General features: G+C 70.6%; 16 protein-coding genes. 14 read left to right on the top strand and 2 right to left on the bottom strand.

What is annotated here, in order from left to right; all coding sequences use genetic code 11:
• Positions 1–237: 237 nt before the first annotated feature.
• Positions 238–1,587: a DUF1996 domain-containing protein gene (locus ACTOQ2_RS07795; RefSeq protein WP_440099020.1), complete on the bottom strand. Its 1,350-nt coding sequence runs from the start codon at positions 1,585–1,587 to the stop codon at positions 238–240.
• A gap of 364 nt (positions 1,588–1,951) precedes the next feature.
• Here ACTOQ2_RS07795 and ACTOQ2_RS07800 point away from each other — a divergent pair, with 364 nt between their 5' ends.
• The gene (locus tag ACTOQ2_RS07800) at positions 1,952–4,960 is read left to right on the top strand and encodes a galactose-binding domain-containing protein (protein ID WP_440099021.1); all 3,009 of its coding nucleotides are present in this window, start codon (positions 1,952–1,954) and stop codon (positions 4,958–4,960) included.
• A gap of 217 nt (positions 4,961–5,177) precedes the next feature.
• Here the strand turns inward: ACTOQ2_RS07800 and ACTOQ2_RS07805 are convergent, their stop codons facing one another.
• On the bottom strand, positions 5,178–6,404 hold the full coding sequence (locus ACTOQ2_RS07805; protein WP_440099022.1) for a glycosyltransferase: 1,227 nt from the start codon (positions 6,402–6,404) through the stop codon (positions 5,178–5,180).
• A gap of 830 nt (positions 6,405–7,234) precedes the next feature.
• On the opposite strand from ACTOQ2_RS07805, the gene ACTOQ2_RS07810 reads away from it, so the two are divergent.
• The 13 genes from ACTOQ2_RS07810 (at position 7,235) to ACTOQ2_RS07870 (ending at position 23,113) form a co-directional block, all read left to right on the top strand.
• Entirely contained in the window at positions 7,235–7,966 is a 732-nt protein-coding gene (locus ACTOQ2_RS07810; protein ID WP_440099023.1) for a hypothetical protein, read from the top strand.
• Positions 7,967–8,025: 59 nt separating this feature from the next.
• On the top strand, positions 8,026–8,901 hold the full coding sequence (locus ACTOQ2_RS07815; RefSeq protein WP_440099024.1) for an effector-associated domain EAD1-containing protein: 876 nt from the start codon (positions 8,026–8,028) through the stop codon (positions 8,899–8,901).
• A gap of 125 nt (positions 8,902–9,026) precedes the next feature.
• Positions 9,027–12,242: a hypothetical protein gene (locus ACTOQ2_RS07820; RefSeq protein ID WP_440099025.1), complete on the top strand. Its 3,216-nt coding sequence runs from the start codon at positions 9,027–9,029 to the stop codon at positions 12,240–12,242.
• Between the two features lie 134 nt (positions 12,243–12,376).
• Positions 12,377–13,318, top strand: a complete 942-nt coding sequence (locus ACTOQ2_RS07825; RefSeq protein WP_440099026.1) for a radical SAM protein — start codon at positions 12,377–12,379, stop codon at positions 13,316–13,318.
• The gene (locus ACTOQ2_RS07830) at positions 13,315–13,572 is read left to right on the top strand and encodes a radical SAM-modified peptide, FtsH ternary system-associated (RefSeq protein ID WP_440099027.1); all 258 of its coding nucleotides are present in this window, start codon (positions 13,315–13,317) and stop codon (positions 13,570–13,572) included. Before ACTOQ2_RS07825 ends, ACTOQ2_RS07830 begins: the two co-directional genes overlap by 4 nt.
• Complete coding sequence (locus ACTOQ2_RS07835; RefSeq protein WP_440099028.1) at positions 13,563–14,267, top strand: hypothetical protein; 705 nt, start codon at positions 13,563–13,565, stop codon at positions 14,265–14,267. Before ACTOQ2_RS07830 ends, ACTOQ2_RS07835 begins: the two co-directional genes overlap by 10 nt.
• Positions 14,268–14,278: 11 nt before the next feature.
• Complete coding sequence (locus tag ACTOQ2_RS07840) at positions 14,279–15,520, top strand: HesA/MoeB/ThiF family protein (protein WP_440099029.1); 1,242 nt, start codon at positions 14,279–14,281, stop codon at positions 15,518–15,520.
• The gene (locus tag ACTOQ2_RS07845; RefSeq protein WP_440099030.1) at positions 15,517–17,007 is read left to right on the top strand and encodes an effector-associated domain EAD1-containing protein; all 1,491 of its coding nucleotides are present in this window, start codon (positions 15,517–15,519) and stop codon (positions 17,005–17,007) included. Before ACTOQ2_RS07840 ends, ACTOQ2_RS07845 begins: the two co-directional genes overlap by 4 nt.
• The gene (locus ACTOQ2_RS07850; RefSeq protein ID WP_440099031.1) at positions 16,893–18,023 is read left to right on the top strand and encodes a JAB N-terminal domain-containing protein; all 1,131 of its coding nucleotides are present in this window, start codon (positions 16,893–16,895) and stop codon (positions 18,021–18,023) included. Before ACTOQ2_RS07845 ends, ACTOQ2_RS07850 begins: the two co-directional genes overlap by 115 nt.
• A complete protein-coding gene (locus tag ACTOQ2_RS07855; RefSeq protein ID WP_440099032.1) occupies positions 18,020–18,961 on the top strand; it encodes a hypothetical protein in 942 nt (313 codons plus the stop codon). Before ACTOQ2_RS07850 ends, ACTOQ2_RS07855 begins: the two co-directional genes overlap by 4 nt.
• Positions 18,958–21,147: an ATP-binding protein gene (locus ACTOQ2_RS07860; protein WP_440099033.1), complete on the top strand. Its 2,190-nt coding sequence runs from the start codon at positions 18,958–18,960 to the stop codon at positions 21,145–21,147. The genes ACTOQ2_RS07855 and ACTOQ2_RS07860 overlap by 4 nt, the downstream gene beginning before the upstream one ends.
• Positions 21,144–22,337: an AAA family ATPase gene (locus tag ACTOQ2_RS07865; RefSeq protein ID WP_440099034.1), complete on the top strand. Its 1,194-nt coding sequence runs from the start codon at positions 21,144–21,146 to the stop codon at positions 22,335–22,337. The genes ACTOQ2_RS07860 and ACTOQ2_RS07865 overlap by 4 nt, the downstream gene beginning before the upstream one ends.
• Positions 22,337–23,113, top strand: coding sequence for a hypothetical protein (locus ACTOQ2_RS07870; protein ID WP_440099035.1), 777 nt, complete (start codon positions 22,337–22,339; stop codon positions 23,111–23,113). Before ACTOQ2_RS07865 ends, ACTOQ2_RS07870 begins: the two co-directional genes overlap by 1 nt.
• Positions 23,114–23,115: the final 2 nt, after the last annotated feature.

Consider the following 23,115-nt stretch of genomic DNA (forward strand, 5'->3'; position numbering starts at 1 on the left):
CTCTCCAGTACGTCACGGCGGTCCCGCGCTGTCAATGTCCGGCAGCGGACACGCCGGGGCCCGCGTCGGGAAAGGCCCTGCCGAGAAAACCCTTGTCGGGAGAGTCCTTGCCGGCAGGGTCCTTGCCGGAAAAGGCGGCCGGGAAAAGCACGTGCCCGGCCCCGGCCCGCGGGTGCCGGAGTCCGGGGCACCCCAGGCCGGAGCCGGGCACATGCGGTCAAGGAGGGTCAGAGAAGGTCAGGGAAGCTCGAAGTTCTCCGTGAGGGCGGCGCCGCGGTGCGGCTTGTACAGGTCGTAGCCGCGCGGGTTGCACTGGAGGCCGCCGTTGATGCAGTGGGTCACCAGGGCGTCGAGGATGGCGGGGTCGTCCCAGGCGTTGAAGAAGTCGTAGTGCCAGGTGTAACCGCGCCCGCTGGCCAGCCGCGCCTGCGACAGGTCACCGCTGGCGGGGAAGGCGATCTTGAACTCCAGCATCGGCACCGCCACCGGGTGGCTGGGCGGGCAGTAACCGCCGGCCGGGTAGGACATGTGGCTCTTGTGGTTGGCGCTGTCGAGGTTGACGCCGTCCCAGCAGCTCGGCGCCTGGTAGCGGACGTTCACCTGGCTGCCCGCCACGCAGGACGTCGGGATGTCCCAGCTCTTGGAGATGTCGCCGCACTCGAAGCCCTCGACGGCGCCCGGGGAGTCGCGGAACTCCGCCAGCGTCGCGGTCGGGCTGCCGACGACGAAGCGCAGGCCCTGTGGGAAGGGCTGCACCTCCCAGTAGTTGAGGATGCCGGACTTGTAGTAGATGACCTGGTTGCCGGTCGGCTCGATCAGCTGGGTGCCCTTGTAGAAGCTCGGGAACCAGTAGGCCGACCTGTCGTGCGGGTTGGTGCACGAGGTGCCGCCGCCGAGGAGCGAGGACGACGTGCTGTGCGCGTTGGTCGTCCTGTTGCCGACGAAGGTGTGCATGTGCGAGGCGCCGGGCAGGCCGGGGTAGACGATCGGGTCGTCGGGCCGGTTCGCCGTCGGGGAGCAGTTGGCCTGGAACTCGTGGTGCGTCACCTCGTCGGTGAACGTCGGCTTCGGCCTCGGGGTGACCGGGGAGCCACCGGTGCCGTACACCTTGAACTCCCACAGCGAGTAGCCGTAGCCGGTGCCCCGGGCGGTGCCGTGCATCCGCACGTACCGGCCCGAGCCCGAGACGTTGAGGGTCTGGGTGCCGCCGGTGCCGGTGGTGGTGGAGTAGACGTCGGTCCAGGAGGAGCCGTCGGCCGATGTCTGGATCTTGAACGACCTGCCGTACGCGCCCTCCCAGTTGAGCACGACCTGGGAGATCGTCGCGGTGGCGCCCAGGTCGACCTGGAGCCACTGCGGGTCGGCGGCGGCGCTGGACCACCGGGTCCCGTTGTCGCCGTCGAAGGCGGCTCCGGCGCCGTAACCGCCCCCTTCCGAGGAGGAGGCGGTCGCGGGCCGGCTCTGGGAGATCAAGCCGTCCGCCGCGCCGGCGGGGGAGGTGATCGCCAGACCGGCCGCGACCAGCGCGGTGAGGGTGGCGGCGACCAGTCCCAGGCGGAACCTGACTGGACTTCGGGATGGGCGCATTGCCTCTCCTTCAGTGGGGGGTGGCCGTGGGGAACGGCACAGGGAGAGCGCTCTCCTCCGAGGTTGATCCCCCCTGTTGCGAATTGTCAAGACGACAGCCAACCCAATCTGAAACCCGCCGTTCACGTCACCGACACAGGGACGCGCCCACCTTCTCTCCGTGGACGCCTCGACGGACGTGCGGAAAGGTGGGCTTTGAAGGGATATGTCCATTGGGGTGAAGTTTCGGGTGTGTGAGCAGCGCGTTTCGATCTCGCGAGAAGAAGGGCCTTGACACCGCTCGACCCCGGGAGCACCCTCGGTTACGGAGAGCGCTCTCCCCCTCGCCGTCCCCTGGCGGGCATCCCCCTTTCGAGGAGAGATCGTGTATCCAGCTCGTAGTTCGGGCCGCTTCCGGTTGGGCCTGGTCATCGCCGCTCTGGCGGCACTGGTCCTTTCCGGGCTGGCATTCACCGGCCCCGCGGCGGCGGCCGACGGCCTGCTGTCGCAGGGCAAGACAGCGACGGCCTCGTCGTCCGAGGGCGCCGGCTACGTCGCGTCGCTGGCGGTCGACGGGAACCCGACGGGAACCCGCTGGGCCAGCGCGTTCAGCGACCCGCAGTGGCTCCAGGTCGACCTCGGCGAGACGGCCACGATCAGCCGGGTGGTGCTGACCTGGGAGGCCGCGTACGGCAGGTCGTTCAAGATCCAGACATCGGCCGACGGCTCCTCCTGGACCGACGTCTACTCCACCACCACCGGCACCGGCGGCACCCAGACCCTCAACGTCTCGGGCTCGGGCCGGTACGTGCGGATGCACGGCACCGCCCGGGGCACCGGCTACGGCTACTCGCTGTGGGAGTTCCAGGTCTACGGCAGCACGGGCGGCTCCCAGGAACCTGAGGAGCCCGAGGAGCCCGGCACCTGGACCGAGGTGTGGAAGGACGACTTCAACGGAGCGGCCGGCACCTCCCCCTCGGCCGCCGACTGGATCCTGCGCACCGGCACCTCCTACCCCGGCGGCGCCGCGAACTGGGGCACCGGCGAGGTCGAGACCATGAGCGCCTCGACGGCCAACGTCCACCTCGACGGCACCGGCAACCTGAACATCAAGGCGATCAAGGACGGCGCGGGCAACTGGACCTCCGGCCGGATCGAGACCCAGCGCACCGACTTCGCGCCCCAGCCGGGCGAGCTGCTCAGGTTCAGCGCCCGGCTCAAGCAGCCCGACGTCGCGAACGCCCTGGGCTACTGGCCCGGCTTCCGCGCGACCGGCGCCGCCTACCGGGGCAACTACAACAACTGGCCGTCCGTCGGCGAGACCGACATCATGACCGGCGTCAACGGCCGCGACCAGCTGGCCAACACCCTGCACTGCGGCACCGCGCCCGAGGGCGTGTGCAACGAGTACAACGGCCGCACCAGCGGTTTCGCCACCTGCGACGGCTGCCAGACCGGCTACCACGAGTACGCCCAGGTCATCGACCGCACCAAGACCGACGAGGAGATCCGCTTCTACCTCGACGGCAGGCAGACCTGGGTCGTGCGCCAGAGCCAGGTCGGCGTCACCGCGTGGAGGGCGGCCCTGCACCACGGCTTCTACCTCCGCCTCGACCTCGCCATCGGCGGCTCGCTGCCCAACGCGCTCGCGGGAACCACGACGCCGACCGCCGCCACCACCTCCGGCGGCGTGCTCAGCGTGGACCGGATCTCGGTCGCCAGGCAGGCCGGCACCGTCCCCGCCGCGATGACCGACCCGGCGACCCCGGCCGGGCCGAGCACGGTCAGGGTGACCGGTTCGCAGGGCAACTGGCAGCTCCAGGTGAACGGCGCCCCGTACCTGGTCAAGGGCCTGACCTACGGCCCGCCGCAGGCCGCGGCCGACGGCTACATGCGCGACCTGGCGGCGATGGGCGTCAACACGATCCGCACCTGGGGCGTCGACGACACCCACACCCCGGCGCTGCTCGACAGGGCCGCCCAGCAGGGCATCAAGGTCATCGTCGGGCACTGGCTCAACCAGGGCGCCGACTACGTCAACGACACCGCGTACAAGAACAGCGTGAAGAACGAGATCGTCGCCAGGGTGAACGCCCTCAAGGGCCGCCAGGGCGTGCTCATGTGGGACGTCGGCAACGAGGTCATCCTCACCATGCAGGACCACGGCCTGCCGGCCGACGTGGTCGAGCAGCGGCGGGTGGCGTACGCGAAGTTCGTCAACGAGGTGGCGCAGGCGATCCACGCCGCCGACCCCAACCACCCGGTCACATCCACCGACGCCTACACCCACGCCTGGACCTACTACAAGGCCCACTCCCCCGCCCTCGACCTGCTCGCGGTCAACTCCTACGGCGCCATCCACACCGTCAAGCCGGACTGGATCAGCGGCGGGTACACCAAGCCGTACATCGTCACCGAGGCCGGGCCCGACGGCGAGTGGGAGGTGCCCAACGACGTCAACGGCGTCCCCGACGAGCCGACCGACCTGCAGAAGCGGGACCAGTACACCGCCAGCTGGAACGCGATCAAGGGCCACCCCGGCGTCGCGCTCGGCGCGACCGAGTTCCACTACGGCCTGGAGAACGACTTCGGCGGGGTGTGGCTCAACACCACCACCGGCGGCTGGCGCAGGCACGGCTACCACGCGCTCAAGGCGGCCTACACCGGGCAGCCCTCGGCGAACACCCCTCCGGAGATCACCTCGATGACGGTCGGCTCGCAGACCGCCGTCCAGGCCGGGAAGACCTTCACCGTCGAGGTCGCCGCGACCGACCCGAACAGCGACCTGATCCGCTACAACCTGATGTTCGGCAACAAGCACATCAACGGCAACCGCGGCTTCGACAACGTCAGGTTCACCCAGACCGGCCCCGGCAGGTTCACGGTGACCGCGCCGGAGCAGATGGGCGTGTGGAAGGTGTACGTGTACGCCTTCGACGGGCACGGCAACGCGGGCATCGAGCAGCGGTCGTTCCGCGTCGTCCCGCCGACGGTCTCCGGGACCAACGTGGCACTCGGCAAGCCGACCACCGCCTCCTCCTACCAGGCGACCGGCGACGGCGGCCCGTTCACCGCGAACCGGGCCACCGACGGCAGCTTCACCTCCCGGTGGGCCAGCGAGTGGGCCGACCCGCAGTGGATCCAGGTCGACCTCGGCGCGACCACCGCGATCAGGCACGTCCAGCTCGGCTGGGAGGGCGCGTACGGCAGGGCGTACCAGATCCAGACCTCAACCAACGGCTCGACCTGGACCACCGTCCACTCGACCACGACCGGCGACGGCGGGTTCGACTCCGTCGACCTCAACGCGTCGGCCAGGTACGTCCGGGTGAACCTCACCCAGCGCGGCACGGCGTACGGCTACTCGCTCTGGGAGTTCGGCATCTACAGCTAGGCGCCGTGCCCGGTACGTCTTCGAGCACGGCGGCGCGCCGGCCAGGCGCGTTCCGAGGACGGCGGCGCCTCCGCGGGCAGCGGGCGGGGGCCTCCCGCCCGCGGAGGCACGGCCCTTCCAAGATGCGCGGAGACCCGGCCAGGAAGCACACTTCCCGACCGGGTCTCCGGGCTTCCGCCGGGTCGGCATCCACCCGGAGAACCTCCCGGAACCTTTTTCAAAATGAGCTGTGCGCGTCCACGGCCACCAGCAGCCGCGCGGCGACGTCCGCGCCGTCGGTGCGCACCGCGCCGGCGAGGGATCGGGCACGGGCCGCCACGTCCGGCTGTAGAGCGTGACCGAGAGCCTCGGTCAGCGAGCCGGTGGTCGGCGCGCCGGGCGCGTGCGCGGTCCCGGCTCCGAGGTCGTCGACCCGCCGCGCCCAGTAGTGCTGGTCGAACTGCTGGGGGATGACGACCTGGGGTGCCCCGGCTCGCGCGGCCGCGGTGGTGGTGCCCGCGCCGCCGTGGTGCACGACCGCGGCGACCCGCCGGAAGAGCAGCTGCTGGTTCACCTCCCCGATGGACAGGCAGTCGGGTTCGTCGGCCGGCGGCGCCAGGTCCGCCCACCCTCGGAGCACGACCGCGCGGCGGCCGAGCGCGCGGGCCGTCTCGATCATCGTCTTGCCGAGGTCCTGCGGAGCGCGGATGCTGCCGAAGCCGAAATAGACGGGTGGCTCACCGGCGTCGAGGAAGGCCTCCAGCTCCGCGGAGAGCGGACGCTCGTCCGGCAGGATCCAGGCGCCCGTCTGGACCACATCCGGGTCCTCGTGCTCGGGCCAGGGTCCCAGCGTCGGGTCGGCGGCCAGCCAGGGCCGGTCGGTGAACATGTGGCCTCGCACGTCGCCGACCGGGGCCAGGCCGACAGAGGCCCGATGGGAGTTGAGAGCGGCGCCGAAGACGCCGTTCCAGCGTTGTGCGTCCTGCTCCCAGAGCTCGCGGTTGCCGGCCGTGCCGTCCGCCGGTACGGCTCCCGGCATCGGCAGGGGCGGCGGCGCGTGGTGCGGGGAGGGCAGGGCCACCGGGCAGTAGCCGGCGAAGACGTAGCGGATCCCCATCCGCTCGGCCACCGAGCGGGCGGCCACCACCAGGTATCCGCCCGCCAGGATGGCGTCGCAGCCTTCGGCCGCCGCCGACAGCGTCTCGAACTGGCCGGCGATCGAGTCCTCCACCATCCGGCGCCGCTGCTCGGGCGAGGGCGGGGCCGCCGCCGGGTCGGCCTTCCCGGTCGAGCGCAGTTCGGGGCCGAGGGGGGTGAACGGGATCCCGAGACCGCCGACCCAGTCGCGGAAGTCGGGGGGCGCGCACACCCGGACCTCCTCGCCGAGCTCCCTCAACCGCACCGCCAGCGCCACCACCGGCTGGACGTCACCGCGCGACCCGATCGTCGACAGCAGAACACGCATCGAAACTCCCCCTCCCACGGCAGCCGCGGCCACGATCGGCCGGGCATGGTCGGCGTGAGCCCGCACACGCGTCCATCCCCGTCCGCCGTGTGCCCGTTCGGCTCACGGCCCCGAATTCTGGACCGCCACCGGGGTCTTGCCGCAAGCCCCCCTGTCCGCTATACGTTGAAAGTGGCGAGGAGTCCGGGTGTTTCCGCGGGCCTGGCGCGGGAGTTCGTCACCTGACAGAACCCGGCGTCGCCGCCGTGGCCACGGCGTGGCGAAAACGAAGTTCCCAGGGCGCCCTGACGACGTGGTGAAACGCGATTCCTGGAGCGCCCCGACGTACACCCGGTCGCCCGCGTGCCTGGCGAAGCCGCTGTGCTCTCCATGTGACCCGGCTCGCCGCGCTCGACGTAGTGGGCGCGGAAGCGGACGGTGCCCCCGGTGTGGAGGGAACTACCGCCGGTCGTCTCCAGCACCTCCAGTCGCGCCGGAGAGAGCGTTTCCTGTTGCTGGATAAAGCAGGACATATCAGCATAAAGATAGAATTGACAACAGCAGCACGGCGCCGCAGGGCAACAACTCAAAACCTCCGGCACGCAAGTTGATCTTTGTGGCCCACCCTTTAACCAGGACCTCTCCTTTCATCGATCAAGACAGTGGCCACATTAACCCCAAATCGTACTTTTGGGCATAAAAAGCCTCATCAAAGGAACGGGAAGATCTCGCGTCAGATCCCTGGAAAGAATGCGGGCTTCACCGCGCATCAACCCATTACAGTCGACCACAGGCATACCGTCACGCCCCGCGCCAGAGTCCTCCCCGGTCCCCTCAGTACGAGGATGTAAATGATCGAGATTCCTCTCCCCGCCCTCCAAGAGCAGGACCTGAGCCTCGGATCCCTGGACACAGCGCGATCCGAGGAGTCCCCGTCCTCCCCCGGTGGTCAGCACTCCCCGCCCCTCGGCGAGCACCTTCCGCCCCTCTCCGGCCGGATCAGCCTCGGCGGCCCCCTGGCCGTGCGGGTCACCCCCGACTACGTGGCCGACGATCCGGGCCTGCGCGCGTTCGTGGAGCAGGAGTACGAGCACGTCACCTACCACGTGGTGCACCTGTCGATCAGCTTCGCCACCGAGCCCAGGGCACCACGCCTGGCCACCACCGACGTCAAGCTGGCGCTGTCCTCTACATCCACCTCCGTCGAGCCGATGGCGTGGTCGATGACGCCGAAACAGGTGACCGACGTGGCCCAGGTGGAACGCAGGTTCACTCTGGGGCCGCAACTGAGCCTCCTGGGCGCCGACGTGAGCCTGGGCGAGATCGGGCGGACCACCTCCAGGCAGCGCGCCGAGGTCTTTCTCCAGGCACGGAACGAGTTGCGCGCCAACCCGGAATGGGCATTCACCAGCACCAAGACCATGACCATAAATGGTTCATATCGCCTCATTTTGGTCGTACGAGGAGCTCGGGAAAGCGCGACCGGTATCAGCGTCACGATAAACGCCTCCACCGAGGGAAACCTGCTCCGCTGGTACGGGAGAACACTTCCCGATCCCCTGCGGCTCGCGGCCGTTCTGTGATCACGGCGCGCCCGCGCCGTCCGGAGACGAGACCACCACATTGAGAAAGAAGTGACCGGGTGAGGGACGAATTCACCTCAGAGGAGATCACTGAACTCGCCGGAGCGTTCTCGCTCGGTCCCGAGGCCCGGTGGCTGCTCGACAGAGCCGGATTCCCGCCCGCCATGATCCCCGCGATGAGGGACGTCAACGGCGGAGACTTCTGGTGGGCGGTGGGGCGGGAGATCGCACGCGGAGTCATGCCGGACGGCCGCCGCCGTCTCATGGCGGTGGCGGCGGAACGCTACCCCAACAACCCGGTCTTCCAGGCCGCGCTGCGCGATGCGGCCCCCGAGACGACCCGCCACCCCTCGGAGACCGTTACGGCGACGCGCGTCATGGCGGTGGGTGCCAGCCCGCGGGGTCACCTGAGAGTCCGCGCCGACCGGGAGGCGCGGGCGATACAGGAGGCCGCCAGGCTGGGGCACCTGGACGTCCTGATCTGCCCGGCCGCCCAGGCCGCCGACCTCAAACGCCTGAGAGAGTTCCAGCCGGACATCCTGCACCTGAGCTGTCACGGCGACGGCAAGAACCTGATCTTCGAAGACGTGCACGGCGGGGAGCACCCGGTGCCCGCCGGCGACGTCGTCGAGACGCTCCGGCACCACCGGGAGGCCGAAGGAGGCCACCTGCGGGGCCTCGTCCTCGGCTCGTGCCACAGCGTGGAGATCGCGTCCCGCTTCACCGAGGTCGCCGATCAGGTGATCGCCCATCGCGGCGAGCTTGACGACGCGTGCGCGATCGCCTTCGCCCGGCACCTCTACGAGGATCTGCACCGGATTCCCGACCTCGGCCGGGCCGCGCGGAACGCCGCCAGGGACGCCGTGAACACCGACCACTCCTGCACCGGCGTGCTGACCGGCCTCGTCGTCCTGCCGGAACGGGGGCCGGGATGAACGCGGGCTTCGATCCGGCGATCGCTGCCTGGGCCGAGGCCCACGCGGCGACGATCAGGGCGCGCACCACGCACTCAGCCGACAGCGGGCCTCAGGAAGCAATCGGACCGGTGACCGTCAGCGCCGTGACCGAGGTCGGGATGTGGTCCACCGGCAGGACGGAGATACGAGCTCTGGCCGGAGTCGCCCTCCCCGACGGACAACTCCGCCTCGCCACCACAGGCACCGACGGCAGCGTACACATCTGGGACGGCCATACCGCAACCCTCCTGCACACTCTCACCCACCACACCAGCATGGTCTACTCGGTCGCCTGGGCCACCCTCCCCGACGGACAACTCCGCCTCGCCACCGCAGGCTATGACTACACCGCACGTATCTGGGACGGCCATACCGCAACCCTCCTGCACACTCTCACCCACCGCACCAGCTCGGTCTACTCCGTCGCCTGGGCCACCCTCCCCGACGGACAACTCCGCCTCGCCACCGGAAGCACCGACCACACCGCACGCATCTGGGACGGCCACGCCGGCACCCTCCTGCACACCCTCACCGCACACACCGGCCCGGTCAGGTCCGTCGCCTGGGCCATCCTCCCCGACGGACAACTCCGCCTCGCCACCGCAGGCGGCACCACCGTACGTATCTGGGACGGTCACACCGCGACACCCCTGCACACCCTTACCCGCCAAGTCGGCTCGGTCGCCTGGGCCACCCTGCCCGACGGACAACTCCGCCTCGCCATCGCAAGCTTCGACGGCACCACACGCATCTGGGACGGACACACCGCCACCCCCCTGCACACCCTCACCCACACCGGCCCGGTCTACTCCGTCGCCTGGGCCACCCTCCCCGACGGACGCGCCCTCCTCGCCACCACAAGCTTCGACGGCACCACACGCATCTGGGACGGACACACCGCCACCCCCCTGCACACCCTCACCGAACACACCGACGCGATCCACTCCGTCGACTGGGTCCCTCTCCCCAACGAGGGATTACTCGTGGCGGGCAGCATGTCAAGCGAGGTCCACATGTGGGACATCCAACTCGCCCCATCCCCGCGCCCGACTTCCTTGTCTCCGGCCCCCGGCCATCCATCCGACTCGGCCGCCACACCGCGAACCGTCCTGGAGAACGTCGAAGAGATAACTCCGACCAACTTGTCAGCCGATCTGGGATCGGAGGAAACCGACAGGGTCGCATGCGTGGCGCTTGACGACGGACGACTCCTCCTCGCCACCGCAAGCCTCGACAACCCCGCACGCATCTGGGACGGACACACCGCCACACCCCTGCACACCCTCGCTCACACCGGCTCGGCCACCTCGGTCGCCTGGGCCGCCCTCCCCGACGGACGACTCCTCCTCGCCGCCGCGAGCGACGACGGCACCGCACGCATCTGGGACGGACACACCGGAGCACTCCTGCACACCCTCGCCGGACACACCGGCGCGGTCTGGTCCGTCGCCTGGGCCGCCCTCCCCGACGGACGACTCCTCCTCGCCGCCGCGAGCGACGACGGCACCATACGCATCTGGGACGGACACACCGCCACACTCCTGCACACCCTCACCGGACACACCGGCGCGGTCAGGTCGTCCGCCTGGGCCGCCCTCCCCGACGGACGACTCCTCCTCACCACCGCAGGCGCCGACGGCACCGCACGCATCTGGGACGGACACACCGGAGCACTCCTGCACACCCTCACCGAACACACAGACGCGATCGTCTCGGTCGCCTGGGCCGCCCTCCCCGACGGACGACTCCTCCTCGCCGCCACCAGCCACGACGGCACCGCACGCATCTGGGACGGCCACACCGGCGCTCTCCTGCACACCCTCACCCACCACACCAACGAGGTCTACTCCGCCGCCTGGGCCACCCTCCCCGACGAACGACTCCTCCTCGCCACCGCGAGCGGCAACGGCACCGCACACATCTGGGACGGACACACCGGTACCGAGCTGTACCAGCTCCCAATTCACGGCGCCTACCCCGAGGGGATCGACTGGGCGCTGCTCCCCGACAGGCGGCTGCTTCTCGCCGTGGCACGTGGCCAAGACCCGATCCACAGCCCCGCGCGCCTCTGGGAAGTGCGCCTCGACCCCCCGGTCGGTCACGCCCCGCCGGCTCGGCAAGCACGTCCTCGCAGCAGGCCGGGGATCCCCGCCGAAGCCCTTCTCGCCTTCGGCGGTGCCGGGTTGTGGCCACCGCTCGGGCTGATCGACGACCTCGTCGCGCTCACCGGTCCCCGGTGGACGGGAGAGCCGGTGCTGAACGACGGGCGCCTCGGGACGCTGGCCGAGCGGCCCGGCATCCGGCGGCTGCGTGACCTGGGATGGCCTCGCAGGGCCAGGCTCGCCTTCGCGGCGCTGCTCGTCGGCGGCCTCACCCCGCAGGACCGCTACGTCCCGCCCGCCGAGGCGGAGCCGCCCGCACTGCGGGCCGCGCTCGCGGCCTCCGTGGACGGGCCGGGGAGCCGGTGGGGACCGGCGGGAACGGACATGGCCGAGCTGGCGAGCGCCGCGGAGGAGATCACCGCTCGTACGATCACCCTGCTGACGATTCTCGGGCCCGCCGCGTGCGCGGCCGATCCCCTGCTGCCGCTGCGGCTCGCCCACCGGATCCCGCAACTGCCCGCGCTGAACCAGCGGCAGCTCCGGTTCCTGGCGGCTCCCGCCGCGCGCGAAAAGGCGGGGGTGAGGCGGAGCGGCGCGGGAACCTCCCGCTACAGCCCCGGCACGGCGGACATCACCCGCCACGGGCCGCTCACCGCGCTGCTGGGCACCCAGCTGGCTCTGCCTCCCGACCTGATGGCGCTGCGCGACCTGGAGAACCAGCTGCTCTACCGCAGGCACCTCGCCCCGGTCCCGCCGACGCCGGAACCCGTCGTTCTGCTGCTGGACACGACCCCGCCCACCCACGGGCAGCCCGAGCAGGTGCTCCGGATGGTCGCGCACCTCATGACCGCCGCGCTGTGGGAGCACGACCGGCGGCCGACGCTGATCTCGCTGACCGACCCGGGTGTCGCGACGCCGCTGGCCGGTCCGGCGGATCTCGCGAGGCTGTGGTCCACCCGGACTCTGGAACCACCGCTGCCCGCGCTCCGCCGGGCGATGGAGACCGCCCACGAGATCCCCTGGCCGGTCGTGCTGCTGACCCATCACCACACCGCGCAGGACGCCTATCTCATCACCGAACGGACACGACTGGTGACCACCCACCACCCGCCGGAGACCGCGCCGCGCTCTCCCGGCCACCCGCGCCACCGGCATCTGCCGCCGGACCCCACGCGCGAACAGCTGCGCGCCGCCGTCCACACCCTCCTGCTGCCGTGACGGACGCGATGAACACGGCGGAGACGCACATCATGACGGACGCGACGCCCGGCGGGCCGGTCTGGCGGGAGGCCGTGCTGGGAGAGCCGTACGACGGCGGGCGAATCAGATGCGAGCTGTGCCCGTTCCGGTGTGTGCTCGCCGACGGCCAGGTGGGGGTGTGCCAGGTGCGGCGCAACCGGGCCGGGGTCCTGGAGACGGCCACCTTCACCGCCGCGACCGCCCACCTGGACGCCATCGAGCGCAAGCCGCTCTATCACGTACGGCCCGGAATCCGGGTGCTGACCGTCGCCGGCCCCGGCTGCACGTTCCGATGCGACTACTGCGTCAACCATCGCCTGTCGCAGTACGGCCGGGTGGACACGGTGCCGTGGATCGGCGATCCGGCGCGTCCTGGCGAACTGGTGGAGCAAGCCGTCGCGGCGGGGGCGGCGGTGGGCCTGTCCTACGCCGAGCCGGGGCTGGCCCCGGAGCTGACGCTGGCACTGGCCGAGCACGCGTACGGCGCGGGGGTGCCCCTCGTGTGGAAGAGCAACGGGTTCCTCACGTCCCGGGCGATCGATCTGGTGGCACCGGCGCTCACGGCGGTGAACATCGACGTGAAGGCGGGGGGCGAGGCCGAGCACAGACGCCTCACGGGCGCTCCGCTGAAGCCGGTGCTGGACGCCGTCGAGCGGTTCCTCGCGGCGGGTGTGTGGGTCGAGGTGAGCACGCCGCTGATCCCGGGCACCTCTGCGGAGCCGGCGGCCCTGCGCCGGATCTCCGGCTGGCTGCGCGGACTCGGGCGGGAAGTCCCCTGGCATCTCCTGCGCTTCACACCGGACTTTCGGATGCGTCGCCATTCGCCAACCGCGCCGTCCGAATTAAACGCGGCCCGGGAAATCGGACGTGAATCGGGATTGGACTTCGTCTACGTGGAGAGGGCTCTGGGCGCGGAAGGCCGCCACACCCGGTGCCCGGTTTGCGAAACGATGCTCGTGGAACGCGGAATATGGGAAACAATGGAAAATCACATCACGGGCGATCGGTGTCCGCGATGCGCGAAGCAGGTTCCCGGTCGATGGGGGGATCCATGACGGTCCGACATTCAGAAAGCCCTCGCGACGACAAAGACGGCGGAGAGACCACATACGAATTCGTGGAGTCCCTGCCGGATCTCATCGACGCCTCGGAATACGGCCGGTATCCGGACGGCGGTCTGGTAAAGCTGCGAATCACAGTGACCGAGTCGGGTGTCGAATTACTCGGAGACGGCATGCGTCCGGAGGCGGTGGAGGCACTCCTGACCGCACTCGGCGGCGACACGATGGAGCAGATGCTGTGCGGGTAGACGACGCGGGCGCTTCCGCGGATTCCGGTGCGGAGACCGGCTCCGCGCGTTCCCACGCTCCGGACGGGGAGAGCGGTTTTCTCCACGCTCGTGATCCCGGCGAGGAGGGCGAGTTCCTTCGCGGCCTCCGGCTGGGCCTCGATCCCCAGCCCGCGTCCGGCGCGGCGAACCGCGGCGCGGCCACGACGAACCCCTCCTCATGGTGGAACCACCTGTTCTGCACGACCTGCGGCCACACGTTCCGGCGCGGTGACCGGGTGCTGGTGGACGAGGAGACCGGGACGGTCCGGCACGCCGAACGGGCGCTGGAGTGCGGAACCGGCCGGCCGGACGACCCAGGAACCGTCAGGGAGGATCCGAAGGACCCGGACAACGAGGTCGCGGAGTTCTCGATCGGTCTGCTGAGCACCTGGCCTCCCACGGTGCCGATCTCGCGGCTGGCCGCCGGAGACTGGAGGATCCCCAGGAGGGGTGCGGCGGGGAAGCCGCGGGGCTGCGGTTTCTGCGGTCACACCTTCCGGGCGGGCGAGTACGTCGTCGTGTGCCCTTGCAGCCCGGACGCCCCGAGGTGCGAGGCGGCGGTCCATCGTGACCCGGCCATCGGGCTGCCCTGCTGGGAGCGGTGGCAACCGTCCGGAGGACTCACCGTATGCCCGGTGACGCAGACCCGGATCGTCCGCGCGGGGGACCGGTGATCATGCCCGAGGTGACCGTTTCCGAGGTGACCAGGCCGGAGAAGGCCGGGCCGGAGACGGCGGACCGGTTCGCCAGGCAGCGGACGATCCCCGGCTGGGACCAGGAGCGTCTCGCGGCGGCGACCGCCGTCATCGCGGGCGTGGGGGCGCTCGGCAACGAGACGGCCAAGAACCTGGCGCTCGCCGGGGTGGGACGGCTCATCCTGTGCGACCCCGACACCGTGTCGACCACCAATCTGAGCCGCACGGTGCTTCTGGGCCCCGGCGACGTCGGCAGTCCGAAGGTGACCGCCGCGGCCGGGGCGCTCCGCCGCCTGGTGCCCGGCCTGGAGGTCGAGACGCGCGCCACCGACCTCGTCTCCGGGATCGGTCTCGGCGAGCTCGCCGACGCGGACGTGGTGGTCGGCTGCGTCGACACGATCGAGGCCCGCATGCGGCTGCTGGGCCGGTGCGCGCTGGTCGGCGCCCCCCTGCTGGACGGTGGCACCCACCCGTGGGGAGGCGAGGTGCGGGTGCGCGTCTCGCCGGAGGAGGCCTGCTACGCGTGCACCCTGACGCCGCACCAGCGCGGCGCGAGCGACCTGCCGTGGAGCTGCTCCGAGCCGGCCGGTGCCGGGCCCGAGACCGCCACGATCGCCACCACCGCGCTGGTCGCCTCGTGGCTGACGCTCGCCGCGCTCCGCCTGCTGTTCGGCGAGCCTCCCCCGTACCGGGTCCTGAGCATCGACGCGATCGGCGGGCGCACCGCGCCGGTCGCGATCAGGCGCGACCCCGGGTGCCCGCTGCACCGGCCGCTGAGCGGTCCTGTGGAGCGGTCGTCCCTCGACAACCGGGCCACCGTCGCCCGGTTCCTGGACACGCTTTCCCCGGGTTCGGACCCGGTGACCTGGCAGGCGTTCCCGCTGCCCGGCCGCTGCCCCCGCTGCCGTGAGGAGAGCCGGGAAACGCCCCGCACGATGCCCACCGGCACCGCGAGCGAGACGATCACCGGCGCCGCCGAAGCGACAGCCGCCGACGCCACGGGTACGGCACCGGCCGAGACGCCGGGCAGGCCGGGCAGGACGACCGGCGGCGTCGCGGACGGCGCCCCCGTCACGTGCGGGCGTTGCGGGGCACTCGTCAGGGGGAGATCGAGCGAGCATCTGCGCGACGCCGACCCGCGGGCCGGCCTGTCGGAGCTCGGCGTCGCTCCGGGGGAAATTCTGATCGTCGGCATGCCGGGAGGTGGGTTCACATGTCATCGGCTCAAATGAGGCGAGGACCGGGTGACGGGGAGGGACCGCGGGCGCAGGACATCCATCTCACCCCGGACAGCCGGGACATCTTCCTGGAAGCCCTGGCCTCGGCCTTCGGCAATTCGAGGGAGGCGAACCACATATTGGAGGCGATCGGGTTCCCGATGGCCTCCGTCCCCGGCTTCGACAGACCATTCGACTTCTGGAACGACGTCTTCAGGGAGTTCAACCGCGGGATCATGCCGACGCCGTATCGTCTCCTGCTCAACGCGTCGTTGCGCAGGTACGGCCACAACGCCGGCTTCACTCGCGTGGCGGCCGCCTGCGGGCTCACCACCGGCGGCACCGGCGCCGGCACGGGGGCGGGGATCGGGACTCGCGAGGATCCTCCCGCGTGCCACGTCATCGTCCGGGCCGACTCGGAGAGCGAGCGGCGGGCGACGGCCCGGTGGCTGACCGCGGAAGGGCTGGAACCTCGGGAGGTCTGGTCGACGCCGACCGCCGTCTCCTACCGGCTCGGCGAGACGGATCCCGGCGCGGTCCGGCTGGCCCTGGAGAACCGCCCCGACCTGGGCTGGACGGTCGTCCCGCCCGGCGCCCCCGACTACCTCATCCACCACATCTACGTGGAGGGCCCTGACGGGAGACGGTTCAGCGTCACCGACGCCCCGGCGCAGCAGACGGTCGGCAACCTCGCCGAGGAGATCGTCGAACAGTACCGGGAGAACGGGGGCCTGCCGTCCGGCGACCGGCCGACGGTCGTCGACAAGGTCGGGCCCGCAGGGCAGGGCGAGCGGACGAACCCGGACAACACATTGCACGAGGAGGGCATCGGGGAGGACGACCTGCTCCGCGTGGGCTTCCAGGCGACGGCCGCCGCGATCAACCCGCTCGACCGGCAGGACGCGCTGTCCCGGGCGCGCAACCAGATCCGGGCATACGCCAGGGCGCGGCCCGGTTTCGTCGTCCGGTCCAACTCCACCGAACTCCCCACCGAGTACGAGATCAGGTTCGAGGGCCGGAGTTTCGGGCCGCCGGTGTCTCGGGAGACCGAGCCCCTGGACATCGGCCACCACATCGTGTCGATCCTTCTCTGCACCCAGTTCCCGCTGACCGCGCCCCAGGTCTTCTGGGAGTCGCCGATCTTCCACCCGAACGTCTTCCCGACCTACGAGTGCGAGGCCCTGCGGAGAAGACCGCACATGCAGGGGCTGGTGTGCCTGGGCACTCTCGCCGAGTCGTACAGCCCGTCACTGGACTTCGGCGAGCTGTGCGCGACGCTGCGTGACATCGCCGGTTTCCGCAACTACAGCGTGTTCGTGCTCTCCGAGGATCTCGACGCCGGCGGACCGAGAATCCGCGGGGACTACTACGACGAAGAGGCGGCGTTGTGGGCGGTTTCGCTGACGGGCCAGGAACGCATCCAGAAGATCGGCGGGATGATGGCCTTCTCGGCACCCCGGGCGCCGGGCCACTACCGCAATGTGATCAGTCCGGACGCATGAGCCTCACGATCCAGATCTTCAAGAGCGACGACTATCTTCCCGACGGCGAGATCCCGCTCCTGCCGCTGCTTCACGAGTTCTTCAGGCCGGTGATCGGGGAGGCCGCAGAGGGAAGGGTCACGTTCAGGCTCCTCTTCCTGGGCGTGAGCGACAAGGCCGCCCTGTCCGGCACGCCGTCGGTGGTGAACCTGCGGTCCAGCCACGGCTACGTCCAGGTCCAGATCCGCAGGGACGGGCAGCTCCTGTACCGGCATCCCCATCCCGTACGGGAGATCATCGCTCAACCGCTGCGAAGCATGCTGGCGGCGCGCGACCCCGAGACGACCCACTGGGGGTTCGGTGTCCGGGGACAGGCACTCGACCGGATCCCGCTGGTGCGTCCCGCCCCGCGGGTGGCCAACGAGATCGGTGTCGCGGCACGTCCCCGGCGGGCGCGGCTGTTCCGGCTGGAGGAGATGGCCGAGCCCGAACCGCCCTGGGCCGGGCTGGCGGAGCTGGGGGTGGCCGTGCCCGAGGACGGAGACGGGAACGCGGCCGATCCGGAGTCCCCGATACGCGTCGTGATGACCGAGGAGATCCGTACCGCGTTCGCCGAGACGCTGCCGTTCTCCTCAGAGGTGGAGGAGGGGGGTTTTCTCGCGGGAAATGTTTTTCGCGACGTAAACCGGGAGGGGGGGTACCTCGTCCAAGTGAATGCGGTCATTCAAGCTGAACGCACCGGAGCGTCGATGCTGAACTTCACCTTCACCGGGGAGAGTTTCCTGCGGATCAACGAGCAGATCGTCACCCGGGGGCGCGGCGAGAAACTGCTGGGCTGGTATCACACACATCTCTTCCCCGCGACGGATTCGCTAGGGCTCTCCTCCGTCGATGTCGATCTCCATCGGTCGATCTTCCGCCAGCCGTGGCAGGTGGCCGCTCTGGTCAATATTTCCGATAACGGCAGAACGCTCCGTTTTTACCGAAATAACGGAAAAATCATGGCAAAAGCTCCTTATCTAACGGCGAGCGAATGAACGCCGAGATCACCGCCCAGCGGGTGCTGGGGTGGGCCGTGACGCGGGAGGGAACCCTGCCCAGCGGCCCCCTGTGGGAGACGGCGCGACTGGGCCGTCCCGGGCGGGCGACCCGCGTGCTGGCGGGCGAGCTGGCCCGGCGGACGGCGGCCACGCTCGGGATCGGGGTTCCGGCACCGGGCGACGCGACCACGATAGGGCTGGGCACGGTCTTCCTGGCCGCGGCTGTGGGGGGCCGGGGACAGCCGGAGCCCGCGCGACGGCTCGCCGAACTCGCCCGCCCAGCCGGGCGCCGGGCCATCGGGCCGCGCTGGTACGACCTCGTCGCCCTGCACGGGCTGGTGGCGGCCGTGCTCCGGGACTGGCGCCCCCCGCCCCCGTCCTCCGGCACCACTACCACCGTGTCCACGACGGTGTCCGGCGACGGCGACGAGCCCGAACCGCTCGACGAGATCCTGCTGCGCGTCTCACCGCTGAGCGCAGTGCTCCACCGGCCGCCGCTGAGGAAGCTGGCCGCGCGGGCCACCGGTGAGGAGGTCGCGACGGCGGTCGAGCTGCTCGCCCGGCCGCGCGGCGCGGCGACGCTCGCCGCGGGCCTGGCGTCCTGGTCCCCGGACCACACCGTGCTGAGCTGGCGTGTCGAGCTCATGCGCAGGCTCCGCGCCGATCACCCCGACGCGGTCCTGGACATCCACTGCCTGGCGCGGTCGCGGCACGGAGCCGAATGGGACCGGCGGCTGAGCTGGGCCCGGCGCGCGCTCAACAGGCTCGGACCGCCGGATCCGCTCGCCATCGCCACCGTCGAGTTCTGGGCCCCGCTGTTCTCCGCGGTCCGCTCCGGCACGGAGCTCGCACGCGTACGCCCCCTCCTCCAGGGACACGAGCAGGCACTCCAACTCGTCCGATTCCACAACCTCGACAAGGTGGGCGCCCGATGACGAGGAAACGCACGATCACCCTCGCGCCGGCCGACCCCGGCGCGTTCAGCGACCGCTACATCCTCGCTGAGACGGACGAACCCGAGCTCACCCTCAGAGCGCTGCTGCGCGACCTGCCGGCCCTCTCCCTCCAGCCTCTGGAACCCGCCGTCCTCGGGCTGCTCGTGCGCAGTCTGCTGATCGAGGTGGTCCGGGCGGAGCCCGGCACCCCGCTGTTCCTGCCACCGGGAACGAGCCTGGCCGCCTTCTCCGCGGGCATCCCCGGCGAGGGCGACGGAACCGTTCCCCCACCCGAGACCGATCCCCGTACGGACCCGGAAGAGGACGATCGGGTGCCGCCGGTCACCGACGCCCACCCTGAGCTGCTGAGCGAGCGCCAGGCCGTGCTCATCGCCCACGCCAGGGAGATGAGCACGGCGGCCTCCTACCTGGAGAGCGGCCTCTCGGTGCTGGTCCGCTGCGAGAAACTCCTGGTGGAGCACCTCGCGCAACAGATCGCCGCCATGTCGGGCAAGCCCTTCCGGCGGATCCGGGTGCCGTCGGGCCTCGACAGGGCCGAGTCGAACCCGCTGCTGGGAGGCGGGCGCCGATCCGAGCTCATGGCCGGGCTGGAGAAGGCCGTCGTGGAGAGCGTGCCCGGGGATCTGGTGGTGATCCCCCAGCTCGACCTGCTGGCGGGCGGCAGCGACGCCTCACTCAGCGGCGAGGCCAGGGAGCTCACGGACCTGCTGTACGAACACAGCGAGCGGGTGATCCTGGCCTTCACCGACCCCTCGCTCGTCATCCCCGAGGTGCTCGCCAACAGGTTCGCCGTACGGCTGGCGATGGACATCCTCCCGCGCGAGGTACGGGGGGCGGACGGCAGGGCGGTCCCCATCGGACGGGCCCTGGTCACCCGCGAGGAGGCCGAACTCTTCACCGGATTCGACCCGGCCGTCCTGTACAAGCACATCGCGGGCATGAACGCCGTACGGCTGCGGCACGGCATGCTCTTCGCCCACCACCAGCACCGGATGGCGAGCGAGTCGGTGGAGGTGCCGGGCAGCGGCCCCACCTTCACCAGCCTCAGGCCCGACCTGGCCGGGCCTCGCGAGGCCCCCACCTTCGCGGGTCTCCTGCAGGAGTTGCGCACTTTCAAGGCGCGCACCTCCAGCGCCTTCGACGTGCCGAACGTGTCTCTGGACTCCATCGGCGGCTACGACGACGTCAAGGAGGAGCTGAAGCAGGCACTGAAGATCATCAGTGGTGCCGCGGCCGCCGAGCACAATGTGCCGGAACATCTGCGACACGACCTGATACCGCGCGGTTTCATCTTCCACGGCCCGCCGGGCACCGGTAAGACCCTTTTCGCCAAGGCGATCGCCAGCCGGCTGGACGCCACGATCCTGGTGGTCTCGGGGCCGGAGATCACCGACATGTACGTCGGCGAGAGCGAGCGCAAGCTCAGGGACCTGTTCACCGAGGCGCGCCGCAACGCTCCCGCGGTGCTCGTCTTCGACGAGTTCGACTCCATCGCGGGCAAGCGCACCGGCCGCGACGACGGCGGCAGCCGAGCGGGCAACGCGATCGTCGCCCAGCTCCTCACCGAGCTCGACGGCTTCCGGCCGGAGGTGCCCGTGCTCATCATCGGCACGACGAACAGGATCGACATCATCGACGACGCGCTGCTGCGGCCGAGCCGGTTCAAACCGATCAAGATCGACCTGCCGAACGAGCCCGCCCGTCTCGCCATCGCGAAGGTGCACGCCGAGCACTTCGGGGTGGACGTCAGCGAGCGCCTGCTGCTGACGATCGCCCGCGCGACCGAGGGCATGAACGGCGACGAGATCCGCTCGATCTTCAGGAACGCCCGTGCCGAGCAGCTGGTCGGCCAGGGGCGCGAGCCCGACGCCCGGCACCTCGGGGAGCTCGTCGGGAGGCTGCGCTGGGCCCAGCAGCAACGCGACATCGACAAGGAAGACCAGAACGGGCGCGCGAGACCGGCGTCCGGGGAGAGAAGACGCCCCCAGATCCTGTGGGAGACCCAGGCGGGCCCGGCGGACGACGCGGACGAGACAGGCCCGGCGAACGCTCCCGGCGCGACGGACGCACCCGGCACGACAAACGCGGCGCACACCACAGACCGGGCACACCACGCGGGAACGCCCGCCTCGCACGACGGCGAAGGGAACGGCACCACATCGTGAGCGACACGACCCGCCCGGCACGCATGCTGGCTCGCACCTACGCGCAGCGGCTCAACGAGGTCAAGGAACGCTTCGTGGGCCGGGACCGGGTCATCGACCTCCTGGGGATCGCGGCGCTGTGCAACGAGCACGTCCTGGTGATCGGCCCTCCGGGGACCGCCAAGACCAGGCTGCTCAACGACTTCTGCGGAATGCTCGAGACCAAGCCGTTCACGTACCTCCTGACCCGGTTCACCGAACCCGCGGAGATCTTCGGGCCGATCAACGTCAAACGCTTCCAGCAGGACGGCGTCTACGAGATCAACACCGAGGGGATGCTGCCCACCGCCCGCGTCGCCTTCCTCGACGAGGTCTTCCAGGGCAGTTCCGCCATCCTCAACACCCTGCTGACACTGATCAACGAGCGGACCTTCCACGACGGGCGGACCAGCGGGACGACCCCCCTGATCACCCTGGTCGGCTCGTCCAACGAGATCCCCGACGATCCCGTGCTGGCCGCCTTCAGCGACCGGTTCCTGCTGCGCTGCAACCTGGACTACGTGGACGACGAGCAGGTGGAGGAGGTCCTGGCGCTCGGATGGAAGGCGGAACGTCAGAGGATCCAGGCCGATGGTGCGGCGGCGGATCCGCACGGGAACCGCCTGTACGCCCCGATCTCCGCGCCCGACCTGAGAAGTCTCCAGCGGGCGGTCGGGGAGATCGACCTCACGGCCGTACTCGACCGGTACATGGAGATCATGCGGGTGCTGCGCGGGGAGGGGATCGCCTTCTCCGACCGGCGGGCGGTGAAGGCACAGAAGATCTTCGCGGCGTCCGCGCTGCTGGCGGGCCGGTCGAGGGCGGAACTCTCGGATCTGGCGTACCTGATCCATCTCTGGACGGCCCCCGAGGACGAGGAGTCGCTGCGCCGCATCGTCTCCGACCACGGCGTGCCGGTCGACGAGCCCGGCGGCCGCGTCCGCGAGGTGTACGAGATCGTCCAGGTCGACCTGGACGAGATCGTGACGCGGCGCGGACAGGTCGGTACCGAGCACGAGCTGCGCGAGCTGATCCGGCGGATCCAGCGGCTGGTCACCGAGTTGCGGCGTGACCATCCCGGCGAGGAGGCCGCGCTGGAGCGGGTGAAGCGGGAGCACCGCACGACCCTCACCCTCCTGGGAGAACGATTCGGCAGGGAAGGACTGGGCTGATGTGCAATCCACGCCGGGTGCGCGTCCGGGCGACGCGCGAACTCGCCGAGGCATGGGGACAGGAGGTGCGCCGCCAGGTCACCAGGAGCGGCCGGACCGTCGGGGAGGCGCGGGTCAGGGAACCGCTGGCGTCCACGGTGGGCGGCCCGACTCTGACCGCCCTCACCGCCGTACTCGCCAGGACGGAGGGCTGGACGCGGGGCGACGACGGCGTCTTCCGGCACGAGCTCGACGGAGGGCTGATCGCCTTCGACCCCGGCACCCGCGAGCTGGAGATCGTCGCCCGGGTGTCGGGCGAGGTCACCGGCGTCGGTGAGGCGTCCAGCGTGGTGGAGACCCGGGTGACCGACACGGTCGAGGCCGAGGGGGTCGGCACCTACTACGACGACAACTGGGGCGGCGTCACCGAGCAGGACGCCCGGCGTGCCGCGGAACAGGACCTGGAGCGGTCCCTGGCGGAGGCGGCCGAGGCGCGCCGCGCCGAGGCCAGGCGGGCCGCCGAGGCGAGCGCGGGCGGCGAGGTGGAGTCACGGGCGGCGCGGCAGGCGGACGAGGCGTTCGCGAGCGCGTCGGCGGCCAGGGAGGAGGAGCTCCGCGAGCGGGCCGCCGAGCGGCTGACGGCGGTCGGCGTCGAGGGGCGGACGCGGTTCCACCACGCCCTGGCCGAGGCGTACCGCGACGCGGTCCTCGCCTTCGCCAGGGCCAGGCGGGCCGACAACATCCACCACCGCGCCGAGAACGGCGTGCTGGAGATCGAGTTCGACCTGCAGATCTGATC

Source organism: Streptosporangium sp. H16 (assembly GCF_051918855.1).
Taxonomy (GTDB): Bacteria; Actinomycetota; Actinomycetes; order Streptosporangiales; family Streptosporangiaceae; genus Streptosporangium.

Excerpts from the sequence above, each read along its gene's own strand:
- ACTOQ2_RS07860 (WP_440099033.1), top strand. The coding sequence starts at position 18,958 with ATGACGAGGAAACGCACGATCACCCTCGCGCCGGCCGACCCCGGCGCG.
- ACTOQ2_RS07795 (WP_440099020.1), bottom strand. The coding sequence starts at position 1,587 with ATGCGCCCATCCCGAAGTCCAGTCAGGTTCCGCCTGGGACTGGTCGCC.
- ACTOQ2_RS07830 (WP_440099027.1), top strand. The coding sequence starts at position 13,315 with ATGACGGTCCGACATTCAGAAAGCCCTCGCGACGACAAAGACGGCGGA.
- ACTOQ2_RS07855 (WP_440099032.1), top strand. The coding sequence starts at position 18,020 with ATGAACGCCGAGATCACCGCCCAGCGGGTGCTGGGGTGGGCCGTGACG.
- ACTOQ2_RS07870 (WP_440099035.1), top strand. The coding sequence starts at position 22,337 with ATGTGCAATCCACGCCGGGTGCGCGTCCGGGCGACGCGCGAACTCGCC.
- ACTOQ2_RS07805 (WP_440099022.1), bottom strand. The coding sequence starts at position 6,404 with ATGCGTGTTCTGCTGTCGACGATCGGGTCGCGCGGTGACGTCCAGCCG.
- ACTOQ2_RS07845 (WP_440099030.1), top strand. The coding sequence starts at position 15,517 with ATGAGGCGAGGACCGGGTGACGGGGAGGGACCGCGGGCGCAGGACATC.
- ACTOQ2_RS07810 (WP_440099023.1), top strand. The coding sequence starts at position 7,235 with ATGATCGAGATTCCTCTCCCCGCCCTCCAAGAGCAGGACCTGAGCCTC.